Annotated in this window: 19 protein-coding genes; 16 read left to right on the top strand and 3 right to left on the bottom strand. The window is 52.4% G+C overall.

All coding sequences use genetic code 11. The features are described from left to right. Positions 1–14 precede the first annotated feature (14 nt). From CUJ86_RS07265 to CUJ86_RS07280, 4 genes are all read left to right on the top strand, one after another. Positions 15–1,262 carry a Glu/Leu/Phe/Val family dehydrogenase gene (locus CUJ86_RS07265; protein WP_130646917.1) on the top strand — a complete coding sequence of 416 codons (1,248 nt, stop codon included), beginning with the start codon at positions 15–17 and terminating at the stop codon, positions 1,260–1,262. Beyond that, positions 1,262–1,594: a divalent-cation tolerance protein CutA gene (gene cutA / locus CUJ86_RS07270; protein WP_130646918.1), complete on the top strand. Its 333-nt coding sequence runs from the start codon at positions 1,262–1,264 to the stop codon at positions 1,592–1,594. Before CUJ86_RS07265 ends, cutA begins: the two co-directional genes overlap by 1 nt. Positions 1,595–1,658: 64 nt before the next feature. Beyond that, positions 1,659–2,111, top strand: a complete 453-nt coding sequence (locus tag CUJ86_RS07275) for a GNAT family N-acetyltransferase (protein WP_130646919.1) — start codon at positions 1,659–1,661, stop codon at positions 2,109–2,111. Between the two features lie 32 nt (positions 2,112–2,143). Further along, complete coding sequence (locus CUJ86_RS07280) at positions 2,144–2,752, top strand: SOS response-associated peptidase (protein ID WP_130646920.1); 609 nt, start codon at positions 2,144–2,146, stop codon at positions 2,750–2,752. A gap of 4 nt (positions 2,753–2,756) precedes the next feature. On the opposite strand, the gene CUJ86_RS07285 is transcribed toward CUJ86_RS07280, so the two are convergent. Then, the gene (locus CUJ86_RS07285; protein WP_130646921.1) at positions 2,757–2,957 is read right to left on the bottom strand and encodes a hypothetical protein; all 201 of its coding nucleotides are present in this window, start codon (positions 2,955–2,957) and stop codon (positions 2,757–2,759) included. 513 nt (positions 2,958–3,470) lie between these two features. Next, the gene (sixA, locus tag CUJ86_RS07290) at positions 3,471–3,989 is read right to left on the bottom strand and encodes a phosphohistidine phosphatase SixA (RefSeq protein ID WP_165394821.1); all 519 of its coding nucleotides are present in this window, start codon (positions 3,987–3,989) and stop codon (positions 3,471–3,473) included. A gap of 288 nt (positions 3,990–4,277) precedes the next feature. Here sixA and CUJ86_RS07295 point away from each other — a divergent pair, with 288 nt between their 5' ends. From CUJ86_RS07295 to CUJ86_RS07305, 3 genes are all read left to right on the top strand, one after another. Then, positions 4,278–4,976, top strand: coding sequence for a YeeE/YedE thiosulfate transporter family protein (locus tag CUJ86_RS07295; protein ID WP_130646923.1), 699 nt, complete (start codon positions 4,278–4,280; stop codon positions 4,974–4,976). 10 nt (positions 4,977–4,986) lie between these two features. Beyond that, positions 4,987–5,547, top strand: a complete 561-nt coding sequence (locus CUJ86_RS07300) for a YeeE/YedE thiosulfate transporter family protein (protein WP_328590962.1) — start codon at positions 4,987–4,989, stop codon at positions 5,545–5,547. Positions 5,548–5,655: 108 nt separating this feature from the next. Continuing rightward, the gene (locus CUJ86_RS07305; protein ID WP_165394822.1) at positions 5,656–6,204 is read left to right on the top strand and encodes a YIP1 family protein; all 549 of its coding nucleotides are present in this window, start codon (positions 5,656–5,658) and stop codon (positions 6,202–6,204) included. Positions 6,205–6,237: 33 nt separating this feature from the next. Here CUJ86_RS07305 and CUJ86_RS07310 read toward each other — a convergent pair whose 3' ends face one another. Next, positions 6,238–6,918 (bottom strand): hypothetical protein, encoded by a 681-nt coding sequence (locus CUJ86_RS07310; protein ID WP_130646925.1) that lies wholly within the window; start codon positions 6,916–6,918, stop codon positions 6,238–6,240. 306 nt (positions 6,919–7,224) lie between these two features. Here CUJ86_RS07310 and CUJ86_RS07315 point away from each other — a divergent pair, with 306 nt between their 5' ends. From CUJ86_RS07315 to CUJ86_RS07355, 9 genes are all read left to right on the top strand, one after another. Beyond that, positions 7,225–7,530 carry a hypothetical protein gene (locus CUJ86_RS07315; protein ID WP_130646926.1) on the top strand — a complete coding sequence of 102 codons (306 nt, stop codon included), beginning with the start codon at positions 7,225–7,227 and terminating at the stop codon, positions 7,528–7,530. Continuing rightward, complete coding sequence (locus tag CUJ86_RS07320; protein ID WP_130646927.1) at positions 7,527–7,862, top strand: hypothetical protein; 336 nt, start codon at positions 7,527–7,529, stop codon at positions 7,860–7,862. Before CUJ86_RS07315 ends, CUJ86_RS07320 begins: the two co-directional genes overlap by 4 nt. Continuing rightward, on the top strand, positions 7,859–10,609 hold the full coding sequence (locus tag CUJ86_RS07325; RefSeq protein WP_130646928.1) for a hypothetical protein: 2,751 nt from the start codon (positions 7,859–7,861) through the stop codon (positions 10,607–10,609). The genes CUJ86_RS07320 and CUJ86_RS07325 overlap by 4 nt, the downstream gene beginning before the upstream one ends. Positions 10,610–10,811: 202 nt before the next feature. Beyond that, positions 10,812–11,882 (top strand): hypothetical protein, encoded by a 1,071-nt coding sequence (locus CUJ86_RS07330; RefSeq protein ID WP_130646929.1) that lies wholly within the window; start codon positions 10,812–10,814, stop codon positions 11,880–11,882. A 707-nt stretch (positions 11,883–12,589) separates the two neighbouring features. After that, complete coding sequence (locus CUJ86_RS07335) at positions 12,590–13,066, top strand: DEAD/DEAH box helicase family protein (RefSeq protein WP_235855609.1); 477 nt, start codon at positions 12,590–12,592, stop codon at positions 13,064–13,066. Position 13,067: 1 nt separating this feature from the next. Then, complete coding sequence (locus CUJ86_RS07340; RefSeq protein ID WP_130646930.1) at positions 13,068–14,645, top strand: competence protein CoiA family protein; 1,578 nt, start codon at positions 13,068–13,070, stop codon at positions 14,643–14,645. Beyond that, positions 14,646–16,811 (top strand): hypothetical protein, encoded by a 2,166-nt coding sequence (locus CUJ86_RS07345; protein WP_130646931.1) that lies wholly within the window; start codon positions 14,646–14,648, stop codon positions 16,809–16,811. After that, positions 16,804–17,853, top strand: a complete 1,050-nt coding sequence (locus CUJ86_RS07350; RefSeq protein ID WP_207231391.1) for a hypothetical protein — start codon at positions 16,804–16,806, stop codon at positions 17,851–17,853. The genes CUJ86_RS07345 and CUJ86_RS07350 overlap by 8 nt, the downstream gene beginning before the upstream one ends. Then, entirely contained in the window at positions 17,850–23,183 is a 5,334-nt protein-coding gene (locus tag CUJ86_RS07355; RefSeq protein WP_130646933.1) for a DEAD/DEAH box helicase, read from the top strand. Before CUJ86_RS07350 ends, CUJ86_RS07355 begins: the two co-directional genes overlap by 4 nt. Positions 23,184–23,227: the final 44 nt, after the last annotated feature.

The following is a 23,227-nucleotide window of genomic DNA, read 5'->3' on the forward strand; positions in this document are numbered from 1 at the left end:
GCTGGGGGTGTGCCATGACTCAGACAGACCTCTTCGAGACGATCAGGCAGCATGTCTGCCAGTGCGCCTATGACCTGAACCTTGCCCCTGATGTCGAGGCGATCCTGAAGATGCCGATGCGCGAATTCCATGTCTCCATCCCGGTCAGGATGGACGACGGCCATATCCATACATTTCAGGGGTTCCGGGTGCAGTACAACGACGCCCGCGGCCCGACAAAGGGCGGGATCCGATACCACCCGGACGAGACCATCGACACGATCCGGGGGCTTGCCGCCATTATGACCTGGAAATGCGCCCTTTTCGGCCTCCCCCTCGGCGGTGCGAAGGGGGGCGTGGTCTGCAATCCCAAGGAGATGTCGGAGGGGGAACTCGAACGGTTGAGCAGGGCATATATTCAGGCGATCAGCAGGTTTATCGGGCCGGAACGCGACATCCCGGCCCCTGACGTCTACACCAATCCCCGGATCATGGCCTGGATGATGGACGAATACTCCAAAATTGCCGGGCAGACCACATTCGGGGCGATCACCGGCAAACCGCTTGTCGTCGGCGGGTCTGAGGGGAGGCTGGACGCCACTGCCAGGGGGGGATGGTATGTGATCGGTGAAGCGGCGCAGGATGCCGGGATCGACCTGAAGAATGCGACCGTGGCGATCCAGGGGTTCGGGAACGTGGGGGCCCATGCCGCCCGTCTCGGCCAGTACCTGGCGGGTGCACGGGTGGTGGCGGTGAGCGACAGTCGGGGCGGGGTGATGAACCGGGACGGCATCGAGATCCATCGCCTGCAGGAGCACAAGGCAGAGACCGGGAGCGTGGCCGGATTCCTGGGCACCGAACCCATTTCAAACGAGGATCTGCTCGAACTCGATGTGGACATCCTGATCCCGGCCGCCCTTGAGAATGTGGTCAACGCCGCCAACGCCGATCGGATACGCGCCCGGATCATCGCCGAGTTCGCCAACGGTCCGGTCTCAAACGAGGCGGACGCCATGCTCAAGGAAAAGGACGTGATACTGATCCCCGACCTCCTCTGCAATGGTGGCGGAGTGGTGGTATCCTACTTCGAGATGGTCCAGAACCTGAATATGGACCACTGGGACGCCGCCGACGTGGACAGTCGACTGCGGAAGATGATGACCATGACCTATCATACCGTGCACGAAACGGCGCAGAAGAAAGGGTTTTCTCTCAGGCAGGCAGCATATACGATCGCCGTCCACAATATCGTGGAGGCGATGCAGGCGCGGGGGTGGGTCTGATGGAAGGGGAAAGTGTTGTTATTGTGCTTTGCACGGCGCCCTCCGGGGATGCCGAGAGGATCGCCGACCTTGCGGTGCGCAAGCATGACGCCGCATGTGTGAATATCGTCGGCGTGGGGTCGGTCTTCCGCTGGGAGGGGGAGGTCCAGCGGGACCGGGAGGAACTGATGATCTTCAAGACGACGCAGGGGCGCCTTTCCATCCTGATGGATACCATACAGGGGGCACACCCGTATGAGGTGCCGGAGATCATCGCCGTTCCGGTGATCGAGGGGGCGAAGGAGTATCTGGCATGGGTGGCGGAAATGGTGAAACCGCCGGAGAGGCACTGAGAGGGTCGATCACTTCTCTGCCTGATTCGATACTCCTATACGGGGCGACTTTAGAACCTGATCAATGGCTCCGGAGATCAGGGCGTATCGTGACGATGACTTTTCGGCTGTTGCCGCCCTCGAATGCGGCACCGGGGGGAGCAAATATCAGGCGGCCGTTTTTATTCGTCAGGCAGCCGTTCTTTTCAACGATCAGTTCCTGGTGCTTGAACAGGACAGAAGAGCGGTCGGTTTCACGATCGGCGCCAGGGTCCAGGGGAATGGAGAGGAGGCATGGGTGCTCCGCCTGAAGGTGGAGGAAGGTCTCCGGGGGAATGGGTTTGGCCGTCAGCTCCTTGAGGCACTCCTCGGGAGGTTCTGCGAGAGCGGTGCCTCGGGAGCGGTGCTGACCGTGTCGCCGTCGAACACCCCGGCGCGTCGCCTCTACGAGAGTGCGGGCTTTGGCGTGGTCGGGGAAGAACCGGGATATTTCGGGGACGGCGAGGACCGCCTGGTGATGCGTCTTCCCCTCCGGTGAAGTTTTTTGCCTGGAGGGGGCGAACAGCATGCATGTGCGGACGCTATACCATCGCTGCCGTTGCGGGAATCGGGGAGCGCTTCGGTGTGTCATCACATCCTGCATGGCTCCGCCCCCGCTATAATGCCGCCCCCTCCCAGAGGCTCCCGGTGGTCTGCGGTGATGGGGAGCGGCAGGTCTGCCCGGCGGTCTGGGGCATGGGGGAGGGGGGGAAGATCATCAATGCCCGTGCCGGGAGCATGCACGAGCGCCCCCTCTTCTCCTCCCTCCTGAAGGGCGGGCGGTGCCTTGTTCCGGCCGACGGGTTCTATGAATGGGACCGGATGAAGAGGCCGTATTATTTCACTCTTCCCGACAGTCCCCTCTTCGCCTTTGCCGGACTGGTCAGTGAGGAACGGCAGTTCGTGATCCTCACCACGGAGTCAAACGCCGTCGTCGCACCGGTGCACGGACGGATGCCCGTGATCCTCAGGAGGGAGGATGAGGGGCGGTGGCTCTCGGGGGCGGATGCAGAGGAGGTGTGCACCCCCTATCCTGCGGCGGGGATGGAGCGACGCCGTGTAGGGAGCGGGGTGTCGGACCCTGCGAACGACGATCCATCCCTGATCCTGAGCCCTGAGGGGGCGAGGGAGTGGTGGTGACCGGTCAGTAGTGCGGACCGGTGAGCACCTCCAGTTCTTCCCGGACCACGCGCCTGAGTAACCCCTCAAGGTCCTGTTGTTTTTCTTTCTTCTTTGCGGCCTCGATGGCGGCATGCATGGCCTTCACCCCCTGCGAGAGGTTCGGGCCGTACTGGAGGGCCAGAGCGAGGGCTTCTTCGTCGATGCGGACGACCCTGGACGCCATGTTACAGTATGTAACGCCGGAGGGGAAAAATGTAACATTCTGTTACGGCGAGCGGCGGCGCCGTAACATCCTGTTACAATAGCCACATATATCGGATATTTTTCCATAACACTCCCTCTTTCCCGGGTACGATTCTCCCCGGACCCACTCCCTCCCGGTCAAGGGCGGATCGCTCTTCCCGAACAGCACGGGACGGGGGGTTCCACCCCCCGCTCCCCCCGGTCATTGCGATAGGGGCGGGGATGTTTCTCTGTGAGATCTCTGGATGTGAATACATCCCGGATATAATTCTGGAGTGAAGACGCAACCCGGGAAAAATCGCCATCCTCCCCACCTCCACCGATCCACCAATCCCGCCCCTATCCCCTTGACGGGGGTGGGTCAGGGAGGGGTCCTCCCCTCCCGGTCTGGAGTGGAGCGGATGCTGGAATACGCATGGGGCTGGGCGGAAAAACGGCGTCGTGAATCCCTGTGCTGATACGAGGGGCGCGCCGCCCTCCGGCAGGCGGTGCATCATCTCATGTCCGCAATCTGCCCGGGTGTGAGCAACCAGTGCAGTTCGCCTCTCAGCGGGAGGTCGGGCCCGATATTCCTGATTTTAGCGATCCCTCCCTTGCGCAACACGACGCTTGCGCCGCCGTCCCCGATGAGGTTTCCGATAAGGGCGGAGAGGCCTGGTTCGTGCCCGACGATCATCACCCGTCTGTCCCCGCCGATCTCATGGAGCCAGCGGGCCCCCTCCCGCACCTCACGGCCCGGCAGAAGTTCGTCCCTGACCGAGAGGCGGTCTGTCCGTCCGGTTGCCCGGGCCACCATGTCCGCCGTTTCATGGGCGCGTCTGAGAGGACTGGTGGCGATCACGTCGAGATCGAATGTCCTGTCGGCGATCCATCCCGCCACCACCTTCACCTGCTCCCGCCCGTCCTGCGAGAGGGGGCGCCCCGCATCCTCTGCCGGGTCGTCGAGCGGCGTCCCCGCCTTCCCGTGCCGCAACACATAGAGATCCATCAGCCAGCCTTCATCTTCTCTCATATATGAAGTATGGGCGTGGGCCAGAGCACTCCGACCAGAATGCATGAGAAAACGCGGCTTACATCTTTTCCATGGATATTTCACGTATCTGTCGCCTCTTCGAGACCGTCCCCGGGCAGGGATCTGGTGATGACGGGAGCACGGAGCGTGCCGGCAACCCGGATGCAAGGGCGCCGGTCAATATGGTCAGACAAAAGATGCCGTTTCCAGGGAGCACAGCAGTGACTATGGCGATGTGATACGGGGGTGAGGGTTGGGCCCTTTGTGCATGAGTGAGATACCTTGCACATGGCGCGAGATGCTGCCCCTATCTCTCCCTCTCCATTTCTATCAGGGTTGAAAAGTGGTATAAGCAGGGACCGACATCACCCAGCATGGTGGCGTGTGGTCCATGATGCAGGGGCCATATGCACCTGCAGGCGGGGTTCAAGCATCCGCCGCACTGCATCGGGGGGTGTGAAGATGATGGATATTCTGACGGCAGTCCGGTGGTCCCCCTATCTGGCAGGGGCCGGAATCGGGCTCATGGCAATACTTTCGTTTTTCCTTGCTGACCGTCCGCTCGGTTGCTCGACGGCATTCGCAAAGACGAGCGGCATGATCGAACGGGTGGTCCGGGGTGAACAGGTGGACACACATCCGTATTACCGAAAAATCGGCCCATATATCGATGGTTCATGGATGGTCGTGCTGGGGATCGTCATCGGGGCCTTTGTCTCGGCGTCCCTTTCCGGCACCTTCGACCTCACCTGGGTGCCGTCGAGGTGGGAAGAGGCATTTGGATCGGATCCGCTTCTCCGCTGGGCGGCGGCCCTCATCGGGGGGATGCTCCTGGGTTTCGGGGCACGATGGGCCGGAGGATGCACGAGCGGGCACGGGATCAGCGGGACACTGCAGCTCTCGGTGAACAGTCTGATTGCCGCCATCTGTTTTTTCATCGGCGGGATTGCGGTCGCCATGGTCCTGTTCGGGTTTCCGGGGGTGTAGGGTGAGAGAAATGATGTTCACATCGCTTCACCGGAACAAAGGAGCGCAACTCCTGATCGGGCTTCTGATCGGCATCGGCTTTGGTTTCTTCCTCCAGAAGGGAGGCGTGACCGAGTATGACGTGATCATCGGGCAGCTGCTCCTGACCGATTTCACCGTCGTCAGGGTGATGCTCTCGGCGGTGATCGTCGGCATGATCGGGTTTTACCTGCTGAAAGGGGGGGAGATGGTGGCGATCCACTGCAGGAATGTCACGCTCGGTTCGGTCGTCATCGGCGGCCTGATCTTCGGCGCCGGGTTTGCCGTCCTCGGATGGTGCCCCGGAACGGTGGCCGGGGCGGTGGGGCAGGGGTTCCTGGACGCCCTCTTCGGCGGCATGGTCGGGATGGTCGTCGGCGCCGGGCTGTTTGCATGGGTCTATCCCCGGATTTCAGAGGGGATCCTGAAGGCAGGGGAGTTTGAGGTCCGGACCATTCCCGAGGTCCTGGGCGTGAACCCCTGGTTTGTCGTGATCCCGTTCGTGGTGATCATGATCGGCATCCTCTGGGTGCTGGAGGTGATGGGGCTCTGATCTCCTCTTTTTCAGGGGAGTGCCAGGACACAGATCCTGAAAATATTTTTTGATGTTCGCCCTATTTCGAAACAAAACGTATTTCATGCCGCTTTTCAAATGCAGTGTATGGTCCTCAGACGTGCCGCCGGCATGCTCTTCCGCCCTGCCGAAACCTTCCGGGATATCAATAACGGCAGCCTGAAGGATGCGTTTCTCTTTTATGCAGCACTCCTTCTCCTCAATGCGGTGCTCTCGACGCTCCTGGCATTCGTGATCATGAGGGGCGTCTCTATCGGCGGTTCTGTGATCGGCGGATCGGTGTGGATGGGGCTTCCCGGCGCATTCTTCGGCACCCTGGTCTCGGGGTTCATATTCCTCTGCGCCGGCGGTCTCCTGCTCCATCTCCTCGTCGGAATCGTCGGCGGGGGAAGACCGATCAATCCGACATTCGGGGTGCTCATGTATGGGGCGACGCCGTACCTGCTCCTCGGCTGGATCCCCATTGCAGACCTCATCGGGGGTGTCTGGATGATCGGGACCGTGATCATCGGGATCAGGGAGGTCCACGGCATGCCTGCACGCCGTGCGATGTGTGCGGGAGTGATCTGGGGCATCTGTGCCGGGATTGCGTACATGGCGCTGCAATATGGTTTTGTTTCCTTCGGGCGGATCTGACACTCCCCTTCCGGAGGGGATTCTCTCCCCCATTTATGTTGGGCACACCAGTTCGCAGATCCGGCAGTGGTCGGCAGGGGCCAATTTTCCGGTCTCGTCACGAATTCGGGCGGCACTCGCCTTATCTGCATCCATCCTGGCCAGACAGCGGGTGCGGGAATATCGTCCGCCTTCAAGGGCGTTCTGGGGGCACTCGGTCTCGCAGGGGTGGCCGCAGGCGTCACAGCGGCGTTCCGGGACCGGCCTGTCCGTCTGCTCCGACCTGATGTCGACCCATAAGGCCCTGAACCGCAATCTGGGCCCGAAATCCGGGTGTATGACGAGGTTGTTCCTCCCGATATACCCGAGGCCTGCATATACGGCGGCGTCCTTGAGGTAGATGCCGCCGTCGTCGACCTGGTAGGGGATGTCCCGTGCGGCGATGCCGTGTTCATCCCTCAGCCATGCCGCCAGCGCCAGGTTGATCTGCCGGAGCATGCGGTCGCCGGGCGTGCCTCGCCCCTCCTCCCACCAGTCCATCTCCGGTTGTGCCGGGTCATGGTAGAGCCCGAGCACGACGACGGTGCCAGAATAGGTCCTGAATCCCTGCGGCCCCGCCTCCAGGGCGGAGGGGCAGTCCCGGAGGTGGTCTGCAGGGAGATACCCCGCCACACTTGCGCCCAGGTCGAGGCCTCTTCTCAGGAGATCCCTGAGGATCTGCGGTTCGTCGGCCATGGCATGATGTCGTCCTCCTGTAAAAAAAAGGTGGTGCCCTCTCATACGGGGCGCGCAGCCCCCCATCTGCGGCATATCCTTCCCCGAATATATCATATTGTATTTTTCCACGTGATTTCTCCCCGCCCCTCTCACACCCTCCCGTCGGCCCGTTCACGTTCGGGATCCTCCCGGTAAAGAAGCGATTAAATACGATGAATTGTCTCTTACAGAACGCTCGGCTCTCCTTTATACTGGCTCACGACCACCATTCAATTGTGTGCGGCCCCCCCGGAACGGCATGGGGTCCACACAGGAGAACCGAGTATGAGACGAAACCATGCAGACGACCGACCCGGCACCGACCGGGGAGGAACCAGGAACAACAAAACAGACCAGAACGGCAGCTCCCACGACACCGCGTGCGCCAACACTGGACCGGGGAAGACTGCCTCCCTTGTATCGGCACGGGAGGAGATAAACTCCGCGGGCCCGGTGCCACTCTACCTGCTGCCGGTCACCCTCTCGACCGAGATCCACCGTTTCGGCGGGGCGATCCGGGAGGTGCTGATCCGGCGGAGCGGGCGGCACATGTATGCGATCACGATCCTGACACAGGGTGAGGCGGAATGAACACCGCCCTTCAGCCCGGTGCGGACGACACTCTCCAGATCGTCATCGGGCGGCACTGGTACGAGGTGGGGCAGGAGGAGATCCGCCCCCTTCTCCTCTTTGGCCGGCCCGTGCCGCTGACCCACATGCTGGTCCAACGGCGGGAGGACGGGGGGATATATGGGCGCAGGGCGATCGGGGGGTATGCGGCCCTGAACCGGTGCGGCTGTTCGGTGCGGATCTTCACGACCTCTGGGTGTTTCATCATCCCGCTGGTCTCGTTCCGCCGGGTGGCCCGGGGGGAGGCGGTCTCGGCGCCGCTCTTTCCCCTGGTGGCGGAGGGGTATCCATGATCGCCGCAACGCTTGCGGCCCTGGTGCCGCCCGGGGATGTGGTGGAGGTGCGGGCCCTCTCGGACCGCTTCACCCACTCCGGCTATTTTGATGATCTCACGCGATGTGCGGAGGCGGTGGCGGCCCTGGACGCCGACCCGGACCTGAAGGGGATCTACATCACCCTGAACCGCGTGGACCCGGCCCTGCTCGCCCGGCGGGCGAACCGGGTGAAGATGCGGCTCTCCCGGAGCGACCCAACGACCTCTGACGCCGACATCCTCTCTCGCCGCTGGCTCCCCATCGACCTCGACCCGGTGCGGCCGAGCGGGGTCTCCTCCACCGATGCGGAGCACGAGGCGGCGCTCGCGAAGGCGGACGAGATCGCCCTCTGGCTCAGCGAGCAGGGCTTCCCCGCCCCCATCCGGGCCGACTCAGGGAACGGGGCGCATTTGCTCTATGCGGTGGACCTCGCAAACGATGACGGGGGGCTCGTGAAGGGCGTGCTCACCACCCTGGACGCGTTGTTCTCCGACGAGCACGTCAGCGTGGACACCGCCAACGCGAACCCCGCCCGGATCTGGAAACTCTATGGGACGTGCTCCCGAAAAGGGGACCACACCCCGGAGCGCCCGCACCGCCGGGCACGAATGCTCTCGGTGCCCGGGGAGGTGGAGACCGTCCCGGTCGATCTCCTGCAGGCGACCGCCGCCATCCTCCCGACCAGGGCCCCGGCGCCGACCTCGAAGGGGATCGACCTGGGGCGCTGGCTCAGTGAGCACGGCATCGCCGTCCGGGGCACCCGCCCCTGGCAGGGGGGCACGCTCTATGTGCTCGAGGACTGCCCGTTCAGCCCCGCCCACCACGACGGCGCCTTCGCCATACAGTTCCCGAGCGGAGCAGTCCACGCCGGATGTCACCACGCCTCCTGCGGCGGCGGGGTGCAGCGCTGGCCCGAACTGCGTGAGAAACACGAGCCAAAGAAAAAGAAGGAGGTGCCGCCACCTCCCCCGCCCCCCTCTCCGGCGTATCGGGAGCGGGCCCTCGAGATCCTCACCGCCGGCGACCCGCTCCGCTTCCTGCTGGACACCTTCAACCGCGAGCACGTCGGCGACCGCATCGTGGCCGAGTGCCTGGTGATGTCCCTGGCCTCACAGTCAGTGGAGAACACGAGCGGCCTCCACGTCTCGGTCTCCGGCACCTCCGGCAAGGGGAAGAGCCACGCCTGCACCACCATGCTCCGGCAGGTGCCGCCAGCCTACCGCATGGCCGGCAGCGTCTCCAACAAGGCGCTCTACTACCACGACGACCTCCGGGCCGGCACGGTCTTCCTCTTCGATGACGTGTCGCTATCTGACGACCTCCAGGAGGTCCTGAAGGCCGCCACGGCGAACTTCAGAGAACAGATCGAGCACCGCACCGTCACCGCCGACCGCAAGCTGCAGGTCTGCCGCATCCCTGAACGGTGTGTCTGGTGGCTGGCACGGGTCGAGGACCCGGGCGACGACCAGGTGATGAACCGCATGCTCACGGTCTGGATCGACGACTCGGCCGATCAGGACGCCCGGGTGCTCGCCCACATGAAGGAGGCCGAGGCACGGGAGGACGGCGGGGACGGCGAGGACGCAGACCTCCCTATCTGCCGGGCGGTCTGGGAGGTCCTCAAGGAGGAACGCCTCCATGTCTCCATTCCCTATGCCGGGCGCATCCAGTTCTCGGCCACGGCCAACCGCCGCAACCCGGGCATGCTCTTTGACCTGATCAAGGCCTGCGCCCTCCTCCACCGCTTCCAGCGGGAGGCATACGACGGCGGCATCCGGGCGGATCGTTCGGACTTCGAGACCGCCGCCCGGATCTATGCGACGATCAACGGCGAATCCGGCGGGCAGGAGACAAAACTCACGAAGAACGAGGCCGCCGCCCTGGAGACGGTGGCGGCGATGGGGTGGGAGCAGTTCACGATCCGCATGCTGCAGTCGGCCCTGGGGCTTTCCTACCACCAGACAAGGCGGATCCTCCACGGGTATGCAAGCCGGGGGATGACCTACTCCGGCCTCCTGGAGAAGTGTCCGGCGGTGAGCTACTTCGACACCACGGTCACCGAGGACGGGCCCGGGCAGGTGGTCCGCCGGAGGGAGCACCTCTTCTCCTTCGATCCTGTGGTCTACCGGCGCTGGGCGCAGTGTGCGGCGGTGTGGATCGATGATGAGGACGACGACCGGGACGATGGGCCCGGCCCCTCCGACCTTTGCAACGTTGCAGCAGGTTTACAGCAGGATTGCAGCAGGTGCTGCAAAGAAGAAACGGCGAGGAGAGACGCTGGATCTGACAGTACTGGTACAGAGAGAGAGACGCCTCTCTCTATACGTACTAAAGTACAGCAGAACACACACACAGCCCCTGGCACCGGTGCGGGTGCGGGTGTGTGTGGGTGTGTGTGCGATCCCCGGAATGATGCAACCGATCCCTCGATCTCCCCGCCCGGCAGAGATCAATCTGATCAGAATGTGCAGAGCCGCCCGTTGAGTGGCGGAGCCTTCCGCAACCTGCTACAAACGACTGCAAACGAGCGGGGTGTGCCGCAAGAGTGCCTGCCGGGCGTGCTGGAGCACACCGAGTTCTCGCGTCTCTCGAGCGATCTCGGGCGCTGCACCCTCTGCGGGGAGGGGCGGGCGGTGTTCGTCTCTGAGGACCGCCGGACGGTGCTCTGCGAGGGATGCTATGGTCGGCTGGTGCGGGCCTGGAATGAGGGGAGGGGGGTTGTGTGATCCCCTCAACCCCCTCCAGACGCCGGCGGTGCTGCCGGTGACCGATAGGAAAACCCGGCGTCAAAAAACTCGGGAATAGCGGCCGGACATGCTGCAGTTGTGCTGCACGGGTGCCTCGAAGAGACTTCTCAAGCACTCTTTTTGCCTTCTCACAGGACATATTTCAAAAAATTAATCCTATTGTCGACCGATTTGATCTCTTGTGACAGAAAAGGTCAGTACGACCGGAAAGTGCAGGAACTATATTCAGGGTGCGGCATGGGCGATGCTGATAGCAGTCGGGATGTTTCTTCTCTTTGCCGTATTGATGGAATTTCTGGAGACGTCGCTCGTATTGTCCTCGATTTTCATGCTGTATCTGGTCTACTGCTGGTTCATCCTGCCGGAGATCGACCGCAGGACCGGGAGGTCCGGGGCTGCACGTACGGCTGCGGAGACTGCATCTTCCGGAACGAAACAATATGATCTGAGTTTTTTCTCCCGGTTTCCCCCGTTCGCAGAGGTGATCGCATTCATCGCCATAACGGTCGTCTCCTTTCTCTTCCTGCATATTCTGGTCCTTCTGATGCACGAGTTCTCGCATAGTTTTGTCGCGTACCTCCTCGGGGTGAAACAGGATCCGTGGAATATCATCTATGGAAACTGGATCGGATCGCACTGGGATGAGAACGTCGATTATTCGGCTCTTTTTGACGCGGGGAGGGGGTCTACTGCGGCGGCCATTGCATTTGCCGGCCCCCTCTCAAACATCGTCCTCTTTTTCGTGACCGCCGGGCTCATGTCGGTGAAGAGCGTGAAAAAACACCGGTGGGCATACCACTCTGTGTTCTGGACGGGCATCATCACGTTCGTGATGGTCTTCGAGTACGTCTTTACCCGCTCTTTCCTGCAGAACGACGACTTCGGCAATATCAACCACGGACTCGGGATCTCGCCGTGGCCGATCTTCCTTGCCGGAACGATTCTCGGGATTCTCGGGCTGTACTATATTTTTGCCTATAAAATGCCGGAATACTACGCAATCGTGACCCCGCACGAGCGGTCACTGCAGTATGTGGCCGTATCGGCAGTATCCTTTGTGATATTCCTGTTCTACATCGGCCTTCGCATTACCGCCTTCCCGGCCGTCCCCGAGTGGTGGTGTGGCGTTATCGGCATCGTGGCGTTATTTATCGTTCCGTTCATAGCAGGCCCGGGGCGGAGATGGGTGCAGGAAGGCATGAAGCGATCTGCCGTGCAGGGTTCGCTCCCATCCGATCCCGAACACTCCTGATCATGGCGGCCGGTACGTGGCAGTCCCCGGCGTGAACCGGAACGCCGCCCCTTCCTCTGCCGGCGGTGGTGCTCCTGCCGGGCGTGCTGGAGCATCGTGAGTTTTCGCGGGTTTCGGCCGATCTCGGGCGCTGAACCCTTTGCGGGGAGGGGGGGGGGTGAGAAACGATCAGAAGGGTGGTCGCATGTTCTGATAACCCCCTCCAGACACTCGCAAGGGTGCTCGGGATGGGAGAGAGATCGGATAGAGGAGCATGATGCCAGGGTCTCACTGTATCTATTGTGGTCTAGTAGGTCATGACGTCACCTTGGTTTGGCGGAGGCGCATAGACCAGTTAGACTATGAGGGAGAGGTGATTAGCAAGAAAAGGGGAAGGGTGAGGGCGTTCTGGTTTGGTGACTGTATGATCAAGAATGGATTGCAGATGGTATATGGGGCGGTGAATGGAAACTTTGTAGTATGATACATATTTTCAGAGGATTCATTAAATTATTCCAATTTAAGTGACAAAATTTTCAAAAATCTGAAAATAAAAACGAAAACATTAATAGTGGCCTTAACATAAAATGCTTTTCAGGCAACTAAAATTCACTAACTAAAATGACTAATATGGCCCATTATTCCGCCATTTCGTAAAAATGGAGAGTATTTTTATCGGCCCCGCTTCGAATGTATGGATGATCGCATACTCGGAGATGTAATAGCCCATGCTGAGACTGGAAGACATCAAAAAAGATGCTGCCGTCAATGGGATTGAACCGGGCCAGATCGTGCGTATTGTCACGACTGATCCGGTGGGCGAAAACGCGCTGACGGTCTATTACAAGACCGCCGACGGGCAGCTGAAAGAGCAGATGCTCTTTCGCTCCAGTGAGCCCTCCCTCTCCCTTGCAGAGGCCGGACGGCCGTGGGCGTTCGACGCACCCGGCGAGGAGTTCAAGCTGGCTGCAGAGGCCTACCGTATTGATCTCGCCTACCTCTTCGATCCGATGATGGCGGTTCACACCTCGAACGTCGAGCCCCTCCCCCACCAGATCACAGCGGTCTATGAGACGATGCTCCCCAAACAACCGTTGCGGTTTGTTCTGGCGGACGATCCCGGCGCCGGCAAGACGATCATGGCCGGGCTGCTGATCCAGGAGCTCCTGATGCGGGCTGAATTGAATTTCTCGGAAGTGATCTGACATGGATAGTGCATATGATAATACCAAGCCAGGAATTCTGGTCAAAGTCCGAGCTAAGGACATATCTGGTTCCCACTATGGGCACTATTCCTGCCCATTATGCGGGGAAACAGTTATTTTTTGTAGTGGAGTTTATCAAAAAGCGCATTTTCGTCATAAGTCCGGTTCAATTATTGCGCAGACATGTGAACTATATTCTGGAAACCATTCGAAATACTCAGATTATGCTGACTATAAACTCAAACGAAAAATCTCTGGCCTTCCCTTCTATCTTAAACAGATTGGGGACTCCTTCAAATTATATCTCGGATTTTGGCCTGTGGAGGAATCAATTCTTAAAAAAGAAAAGCAAAGAGGACAAAAAGTAACGATCAAAAACGATAAAAATTCTGTGATGATGGACCTTGGAAAGGTCAGCGCAAACGAGGTTTACCACCTGCCCCTTTCATGGGTTGATGAATCATACAAGCTCATATATCAGGTACCGAAGACCGCCCTCAATGAAATATGGGGAGAGAATACATCAAGAATATTCTCAAACGGCATACTTTTTAGAATCGGTGACAGTTACTCCCGTAGTATCAGTTTAAATGGTGTCATCACTCCCAATACAAGTTACTACTATATCTCTCAGTATCCAGTCATCAACAAATCATTCCTCAAAGTAGAGGAGAGTCACCCACTTCTCATGGAAGGAACACCAAAATGGAGAATCTACAAAATCCAGTTTACCAAAGTCACCCCTGAATCATCCCATTATGCAAGGGAACATCATGTACAACTCCTAGAAAAACCTCCAGAACTCATCCCACTGTGGCCACCAAGCATTCAGAACAACCAAAAACAGATCTATCATAAAACAGGCCTCTGTACGTATCGTCTAAAATCATCTCATGAATCAGGAACATGGGAGATATTTATACTCGACAAAGATCAGATACCGTCAGATAAAAGGGAGATTTCCCTCCAAGATCCTTTTTTCTCAATTAACGTGGACAAAAACATACAGTACCTATCGTTTTTTGATACAGACAGCGATCTAGAGACAGCCATTGTCTCAAGAGATGACAAAACAGACATCTCGTATCAACAACCAGAGCTGGAACTAAAATGGATGAAGAAAAAAATCAAACCGGGATCAGAACTTAAAGCAAATAAAAATGCAGATCTCTCGATAGAATCCAACATGAAATGTGACATTATTCGGATGAGAGATCACATTCCAAATCTTCTCTTCAGAAATAATCTTTCAGTCTTAAGTTTCCCAGATGTATCCAATGGAGATACTATCATCATCAGACATGGACAAGACATTCTGACATCTCTTTTCTTCAGGAAAAACGAAAAAACTCCAGATTACAAAAATTGTAACAAAATTACAGATGAGGCACTGTATCTGAAATTACTCAGCCTGAGAAGCGCTTTTATCGCAGTTCCATCGCAGTTAAAGTATATTGCTGCGGGGCTAGGCAACTATCCAAAAACAAGAGAATACCTCAAAAATGCACTTAAAACAGGCATAATTCCGAATAAAGCAGCAGAACAACTCATTATGATCTACAATCAGGGAGAACTCTAAATGACTACTCAGGAAACCTATTGCTCATTATGCGTGACGATCCGCCATAAAAACAAACACACAGCACTTCTGCGCCTTGCTGATATCATATTTAGCAAAGAAAACAGTGGAGCAACAGGAGGCAGATTATTTCCCTTTAATAAGCGCTCTGATCTCTCACACATCAAAACCATTTCTATGGATCCTTATGAAGCAAAACCAAATGAACTGCAGATCTGGAAATGGGAGGTGCAACCAGATAATCCAAATAGACAACATTCCTATCGTACCAATGAAACATTTTATGAATTGATATTTCTCAATAATCCTAACTTAAATTATGGGTTAATTTTCAAACCCCTCTCAATTTGGCATTTATTTGACATCCTTCTTAATGGGTTCATTGCTCCGCCCCAACACTCAGACTCATTCCTGTTGGTTGTTAATCAAACAGAAACTGAATATATCTGCCTCGAGTTCATAAAATCCTCCTACAGCCATGATGAAAATAAAATCATAGTTCATGAGAACACTCTCTTAAAAGTGTACAAAATATCAAAATCAGATGTTATTGATACAAAAGATTATCTCAACAATCTCAATATCTTCAAAGACCACCTCGATCCAGAACTTCAACGTCGTATCATATATAAACGAAGAGATATCTGGGGAAGTCCAGTTGCAACCCTGCCCCTCAAGCGTTTCAGCAATCATCTTGCCGAATATCTCAGGCAAATTGCAACCCGCTTGTCTGGTCAGACCGGAGATCAAGAAGTAATCGAAGCCTTCATCAAGACCATCACTGAAAATGTAAATCCTGACTCCGACTTGATCAAATTCTTGGAGGAATATTCACAATCAAACGAAGATACATATATCTCAACTCTTGGGAAATTTCCGCAATTTGAATCAGTATTTTCCTCGTACCTTAAGCAAACAGCAACAGATGAGAAGTTTATTGAGTTTATCGTGGAGCACTGCCCTTCCCTTCGAAAAAAATATCTTCAAATCCTAACTAACGGCTACCTCGACGAAGAAAAGCGGAAACTAGGACTTCAGTTGGCCCCTCTCAAAGATAAGATAGAAGAGGCAAATATAGAACTTAAAAAGAATAATAAACTAAAAAATGAGCTAAATGCTAAAATAAGCTCATTAACTGAGTCTTCGAAAAAAATACTTGCTCAAGTTAATGAAGCTAAAAAAATCAATCAGGATTTAGATGAGTTATTGAACGGCAAGAGGACGGGATTATTACAAGAACTCTCTGTTCTGAAAAAAGTACTTCACTTGGGTGAAACCAATTTCGAGACATCCCCACAAAACGCAAACACACCAGATCTAACAATCAGACCTGGAAATAATCTAGAATATATGGATGGAGTACCTCCAAAGGAGATTACCCAGCTTTTTGAAATGTATTCTCTCCTTCAGGATAATCTCCCTGAACAGGGAAAAGATACACCAGACCTGTCGGAACTATCGAAGTTTATCTCTGCTTCGTACCTTTCTCATCTGCCCCTCCTATGCGCTGGAAACTCGGCGAATGAGATGGCTCGGATAATCTCAATATCATTCAAAAACCAGGCGCCTGACACCGTTTGCGTCCCAACAGGATACAGTAACTACTCTTCTCTGCTCAGTACCATCAAGAGATTAAAGAGTGACATTGTCATTTTGGAAAATGCAGTTGGTTACTGTGATGAATACTGCTACACCCATCTTGCCGCGGATATTCCTGAAAAATACTTTATTTTCGTTGTTGAATTCGAAGAAACACTCAAACTCTTGCCAAAAGGCATCTATGCCCACATGGGACTGATATTGTGTGATAAATTCTTCAAGACGCAATTAATGAACGATGAAGAGACCCGTCCAGGAGAAATAAAAGATTCAATCTCCCCACTTACTAACAGTGCTACCAGAATAAACCTTTTAAAAAAGATCTCAAATTTGACAATAGGTTCCCCAGCGTCAACGGGATATGTTAATTCGAGAGTAAAAATTCTAGAGGGGATTGCACAAGAGGGAGAACAGAGTTCTGAGTTAATAAAGACAATATATACCGAATTTGCATCCATCATCGAAGTTTATGGTCTTTCTGAAGATTACAGAGAAATACTTCAAAATAACGAAGACCCGTCGATCAAAGACTTCAGAGAAAGGCTTGGAGTGGGAAAAAATGAGTAATACTCCCCTTCATACCAGAATGGGAGCAGATATGGGAATTACCTCATTTACTGGCGAGGATCCAAATGCCTCCATCTCAAGAGTCACCTATTCTGCAATTGGTGAGTGGATAAAAGCGTCAGCGTACGATACTGATGTCAAAGACGACGACGGCGAAGTCATAGGTGAAATTGGAGCTACCAAGAACCATATTACACGCAAGTGTGGAAAAATCCTTGATGCGTACCTAGATCTTTATCCAGATTTAAAAAATTGGTATTATCCAGCATCTGTCAATGAGACATTTAACCCGGTCACAGAGATACGGAAGCGTCAATTAACAGCAGGGATGCTTGTATCAGGAATTGAAAATACTCTTCAGTTTCCACCGGAAAAATGCACAAAAATCGCAGAAAATCTCTATCTCTACCGTGGAGATACCTTTCACAAAAAATCACAGATTGTCGGTCTTGGAAGCTATATCCAAAGACCATATCAGATACCGGTATGCTCATTTGAGGGCATGTATTCCACCCCCCAAATTTCTGCAAAAGACTATGTGATACAGTATGTCCAAAAAGTATGGAATAAATTTGCCAGAAGCGAGAATCCTCCGGAAACCAGGGAATACTTTGATTATAACTCACGAAGTGCATTCTGGAAATCCTGGAAAGCATCATATCCAAAAAGTGGAAAACTCACGGTCTATAAGGATAGCGAGTCTGATTACGGACTTGCCAGAGTCGACTCGTGCGAGATATACACACTTGCATTCCCACATGCAGTTATTGAAACCAACGATGTAAGACGCTTCATGTATGGGATTCGGAAAATTGGAAAAAACCCTGCACGGGCTACAATAAATAGCATGGGCTCTATGATTCAGATTACTCTCCCCTCATACCTCCCTGATTTTGAACAAAACCTCCTCTACATGATGGCATGGCCCAAAAAGGACATCCTGGACAGAAATGAGTACTTCTCTATAAAAGAACTCCTGCCAGCAATTGAAAAAATTCTCACAAATCTCGATATTACGATGACTTATGGTGATAGCCAATGACTGATATTTACGGAGTCCAACACATACACAACACCTTACTTGAAAAGCTTAAGGCCTATATCCGCGCTCAGTACTTTGGTGAAAACACCCTTCTGCTGGATAAAAGCGACGATCTACTAGATCAAGATAATATCCTCTCCCAAGAACCATATATCGAGTCTAATACTCCCTATATCATATGCGAAAAGGGGCTGGAATCGGCATATATCCCTCAAAATATTAAAAATATCCTGACAACACTCTCTAAAGAGAATACCGGCGTCTTTGAAAACCCTTATTCCCACCAGATAGAAGCAATCGAGGCATTCTATCGAGGGGAAGATGTCCTTGTAACCACTGGAACAGGTTCTGGTAAAACAGAATGTTTCATGTGGCCAGTAGTTGCCAATCTCATACACGAAGCGCAATCGTCTCCAGAAACATGGAAAATGCGTGGGGTACGCACTCTCCTCCTCTACCCGATGAATGCCCTTGTTGCAGATCAAATAGGCAGATTGCGGAAAATGGTTGGAGACTCCGAAAACAGGTTCTATCATCTCTTTCAGAACCTTGCTGCAGGATCAAAAACATCGCGCCGCCCTCAATTCGGAATGTACACTGGTAGAACTCCCTATCCAGGTGAGACTAAAAAAAAGAAGGACCGAGAACTTGCAACAGCATTAAGAAATGATATTCTCTGCAAAGGAGAGGACTTCACCAAAGAACTCAAGCATCTCGGCAGATACCCTGCAAAAAAAGACCTCCGGGAGTATGTAAACTATCTTGAAAAAGGAGTGCATCTGACAGATCCCGAAGATGCCGAACTGATCACTAGAAAGGAGATGCAGAACAACTCACCGGACATTCTTGTAACCAACTACACCATGCTCCAGTATATGCTGATTCGAGACATCGAACAACCGATCTGGAACTCTACAAGGGACTGGCTCCATGCATCCCAGGAAAACAAACTGCTCATCGTCATTGATGAAGCACATATGTATCATGGATCTGCCGGCGGGGAAGTTTCGCTTCTCATCAGGAGATTGATGTACTGTCTCGGAATAACCCGAGATCAGGTCAGGTTCATTTTAACTAGCGCAAGTATTCCTACTAATTCAAGGGAAAATATTGCATCTTTACAGAAATTCCTCCATGATATCACTGCAAGCGACAATGGCACGGATTTTACCATAATCACAGGAAAGCGAAAAAAAATCTCCACAGAGATTTCTCTTGAAATATCCCCAGAAGCGATATCCAAACTCTCAATTGATGCGTTTCAGGGCGACACTCCCCAAAAAATAGAAGCGATAGCCTCATTCTGTCAAACTATAGGATTAAGAACTATACAGGAAAACACTCTGGAGGCATATTCTCAGTATCTCTATGAGAAACTACCGATCTATGCTCCAGTACAGCGTATTATTGCCCAGACAGCAGGAAATGCCACAGATATTCACAACCTTGCTAAAATTGTTTTTCCAAGTACCTCAGAGGATCTTGCACTGAGAGCAACCCAGGTATTGCTTGCTGTACTCCCGATTGCCAAAAATACAAAAGGTCAGGTTCTTTTCCCTGCACGACTCCACATGTTCTTCCGGGGACTTGAAGGTTTGTACGCATGTACAAATCCTGATTGTCCTCACAGAAATACCGGTGATGGGATCACTCTTGGACAGTTATTTACCAGCAGTGGGCACGAAACCTGCGACTGTGGTGGACAGATCTACGAACTGATAAATGATCGAAGGTGTGGGGCTTTATTTTTAAAGGCTTATATGGTGCATGAAAGTCAGAATGCCACGAGTATTGATCTCTGGCGATCTCCGGGGGATTCGTATAGCAAGAATATGCGTGAGGTTCATCTCTACATCATCCCAACAGTAGGCACCTATCAGGAAAATCTAGAACATAACGAGGGTTGGATTAATCCATATACAGGTTTACTTCATCGAGATCCTTCCTATTCTGGAAAAACAGGTTATCTTCATGTGGCATATTCAATTCATGAATTTCCCAAAAAGCCTGGGCAGTTTACGTTCAAATCCTGCCCAAAGTGTGGAAAAAACCTTGATAAATCCAAATTATCCGATTTTGCAACCAAAGGAAATGAACCATTTTATAACATTGTCTCATCCCAGTTGGAATCTCAACCACCCACAATCTTTGACGAGAAAAAACTCGAAAAACAACCAAACGCAGGAAGAAAGGTTCTGCTCTTCTCTGACAGCCGTCAAAGAGCCGCAACATTAGCAAAAGACATGACCCGATCAGCGGATGATGAAGCGGCAAGAGCTCTTTTAGTCCTTGCTGCATCCCGCCTTCAGGACTGGAGCAAAAAAACAGGGAGAGATCCAACCTTAGATCTGCTATACCCTGCATTTCTCGAAATTACCTATAATAACCATATAATGCTTTTTTACGGGATGAATAAAAAAGATTTCATGGGCGGATGGGAAATCATTGCCGACTATATAAATCTTGCAAAAAAGCAATCAAAACCGCTAAATTACAGTAAAATTGCCTCTAAATTTACAAATAAACCGGGTTTATTCTCAGAACAACTTCTGAAAAACCTTTGTTCACCATATCGGTCTCTTACCGATTTGGGTCTTTGTTGGCTTGTTCCAAGTGACGAGGAAGACATTGAAAACTGCCTGGCCAATCTTGAGGAAGAAGACATCACCATGACACGTGATGAATTTGAATGTCTCTTCTCAACATGGGCCACACACTACTGTACCTCCGATTATGCGATTGGGGAAAGTATCGACGATGAGGTCAGAAGGAACATCACACGTTGGTCTTTTGGACGTTTAGGTATAGAACAGACAAAACTCCGTACAATGCCAAGGTTTATTCAGAAGATTCTGAAAGAGAACGGGTATTCAAAAGAACAGATTGAAAAAATCCAACATATATTGCAGAAAACCTATTTCCAGAAAGGCCTAGGAGAAAAAGGGACGTTTTACCTTTCGCTCAATAATATTGCTCTCAAATTTGACGACAAAAAAGAGTGGTACCGTTGTTCAAAGTGTTCAAAAATCTTCCCATTCGCCCCATGGCGTCGCTGTGCACATTGTGGAGATAACCACATAGAGAGTGTCTCTCCAGGTGATCTGGATCGATATAAATTCTGGAGAGATCCGGTATTACAGGCTACAGCAGAAGGGACTGGGAAAACAATTCAGACAATAAATACCGAAGAGCATACTGCTCAGCTCTCTTACAAGGATCAACGCGACAAGACCTGGTCTACTACAGAGAACTATGAAATGCGGTTCCAGAATCTCTTATCCAATGAAGAAGAGCCAATTGACGTACTGAGCTGTACGACTACAATGGAAGTGGGTATTGATATTGGATCACTAACCGCCATCAGTCTCAGGAATGTCCCTCCACGAAGAGAAAACTACCAGCAGAGAGCAGGACGTGCAGGAAGAAGGGGTACTTCTTTATCTACAATCGTTACCTATGCACAAGATGGTCCACATGATGGATGGTATTTCAACCACCCGCAAGCTATTATCTCAGGAGAGGGGCGTCTCCCATGGATTGATGCCCACAATGAAAAACTGATTGGTAGACACCTCAACATTCTCCTTCTAAACGAATTTCTCAATAATCAAAATACGAATTTATACGATTGTAACGCATTGAAATTCTTTGATACACTCTATGATGATTTTTCAGACTATGCCACCCGTTTCTCATTTTCACAAGATGCTATGAGAATTATTGTTCCCCAGAATGACGAGGATATATCCGTAATTCAGAATTTTGTCAAGGAATTGATTCGAAGGTTAAACAACCTTCAAAATGAAGTCTTACAGAATCGAGAACGTTACGGATTTGAACATAGTAATTCGCTTCTTGATCTCTTGAGTAGTGAGGGGGTATTGCCAACATATTCATTCCCACAGAATGTCGTTGGATTTTATATTGAGGATCCTGATGATACACGTGGAACCATTTCACAAAAACCAGAACGGGCATTAAACATTGCAATTAGTGAGTATGCACCGGGCAAGGTCCTTGTTGTTGACAAAAAGACTTACAAAGTTGGGGGAGTTTATAACCCCTCATCCCTAGCAAAAAGCCGTGAAAATCCTGCAAAGGGCTATTTCGACGATCCTAAGTATTATTCAGACTTGTATCAGTGTTCAAATCCAAATTGTGAATGGACATCTACAGAACGTCCAAAAAATGACGAATGCCCATTTTGTCATTCGCCATTGAACCCCCCAAAGAAAATGCTGAAGCCATGGGGATTTGCTCCACGAAACCATACAAGCATCCCTGAGGCATGGGCAGAGGTCGAGTATTCATATGCTGAGGAACCGTGCTATTTTGCAGAACCAACCCATCAAGACATGAAAGATATTGGTTGTGCATATTTGAAGGCTGCAAAGCGTCCTGACAAGATTACCATTATTAACAAAGGTATCCAAGGACAAGGATTCCACGTGTGCAAAAAATGTGGTGCTGCGGAATCAATCCCGCCAAAATCGGCATCAATACCGGCGAATAAAGGTAAAGATGAAGATCAGTCTACCTCTTTGAAAGGTGTAGGTCGGCCATATACTGCACGGGATCTTTCAAACTGTCAACATTCTCCTGAGATAGTCTATCTTGGACATACTTTTGCAACAGACATGGTTGTGTTTGAGTTTGAACTTGATCCCACCCAGATTAACACAGAATATGATGGACTCTGGATAAAAAGTGCTGCGATTACGTTAACCGAAGCATTTCTACTTGCTGCCAGCAGAGCATTGGATATCGAGTTTACGGACCTCAATGGAGGTCACCGAATCCATGGAGCAGACGATAAGGTGTATGTTGATATATACCTCTATGACAGCCTCTCAAGTGGTGCTGGATATTCATCCGGTCTTCTGGATATGACTGCCGATGTCCTTTCTGAAACTCGGAGTTTGCTTCAGGAATGTACATGTGATTCAGCATGCCACAATTGCTTGAAGCACTATTGGAATCAGAGAGTTCAAGACACCTTGAATCGTCATAATGCCCTTGGTCTCCTTAACTGGGGTATTGATGGGAATCTTCCTAATCTGTTATCTTTGGATGAACAGATACATCTCATTACGCCGCTCAAACATCGACTTGAATTAGAAAAATCTGATACTCAGATTGATCATGATGAACTATCTGGACTTCTGATAGAATCACCATACAAAAAACAGAAAGTTGTAGTTTATCCAGCAATGCACAGTCGAAATAGAATAGAAAAAGGGGTGATGTACGTTTCAGACCTTGAGTTAAGAAAGACCCTACCCACCGTTTTTGCCCTGATTAAAAAGTATATGGGAGAAAATCATTCATAAATTGGCTACTTTTCCACTTGAAAAATTATCATTTCTATTTACCC

It is taken from the genome of Methanofollis fontis (assembly GCF_004297185.1).
In the GTDB taxonomy this organism is placed as follows: Archaea; Halobacteriota; Methanomicrobia; order Methanomicrobiales; family Methanofollaceae; genus Methanofollis; species Methanofollis fontis.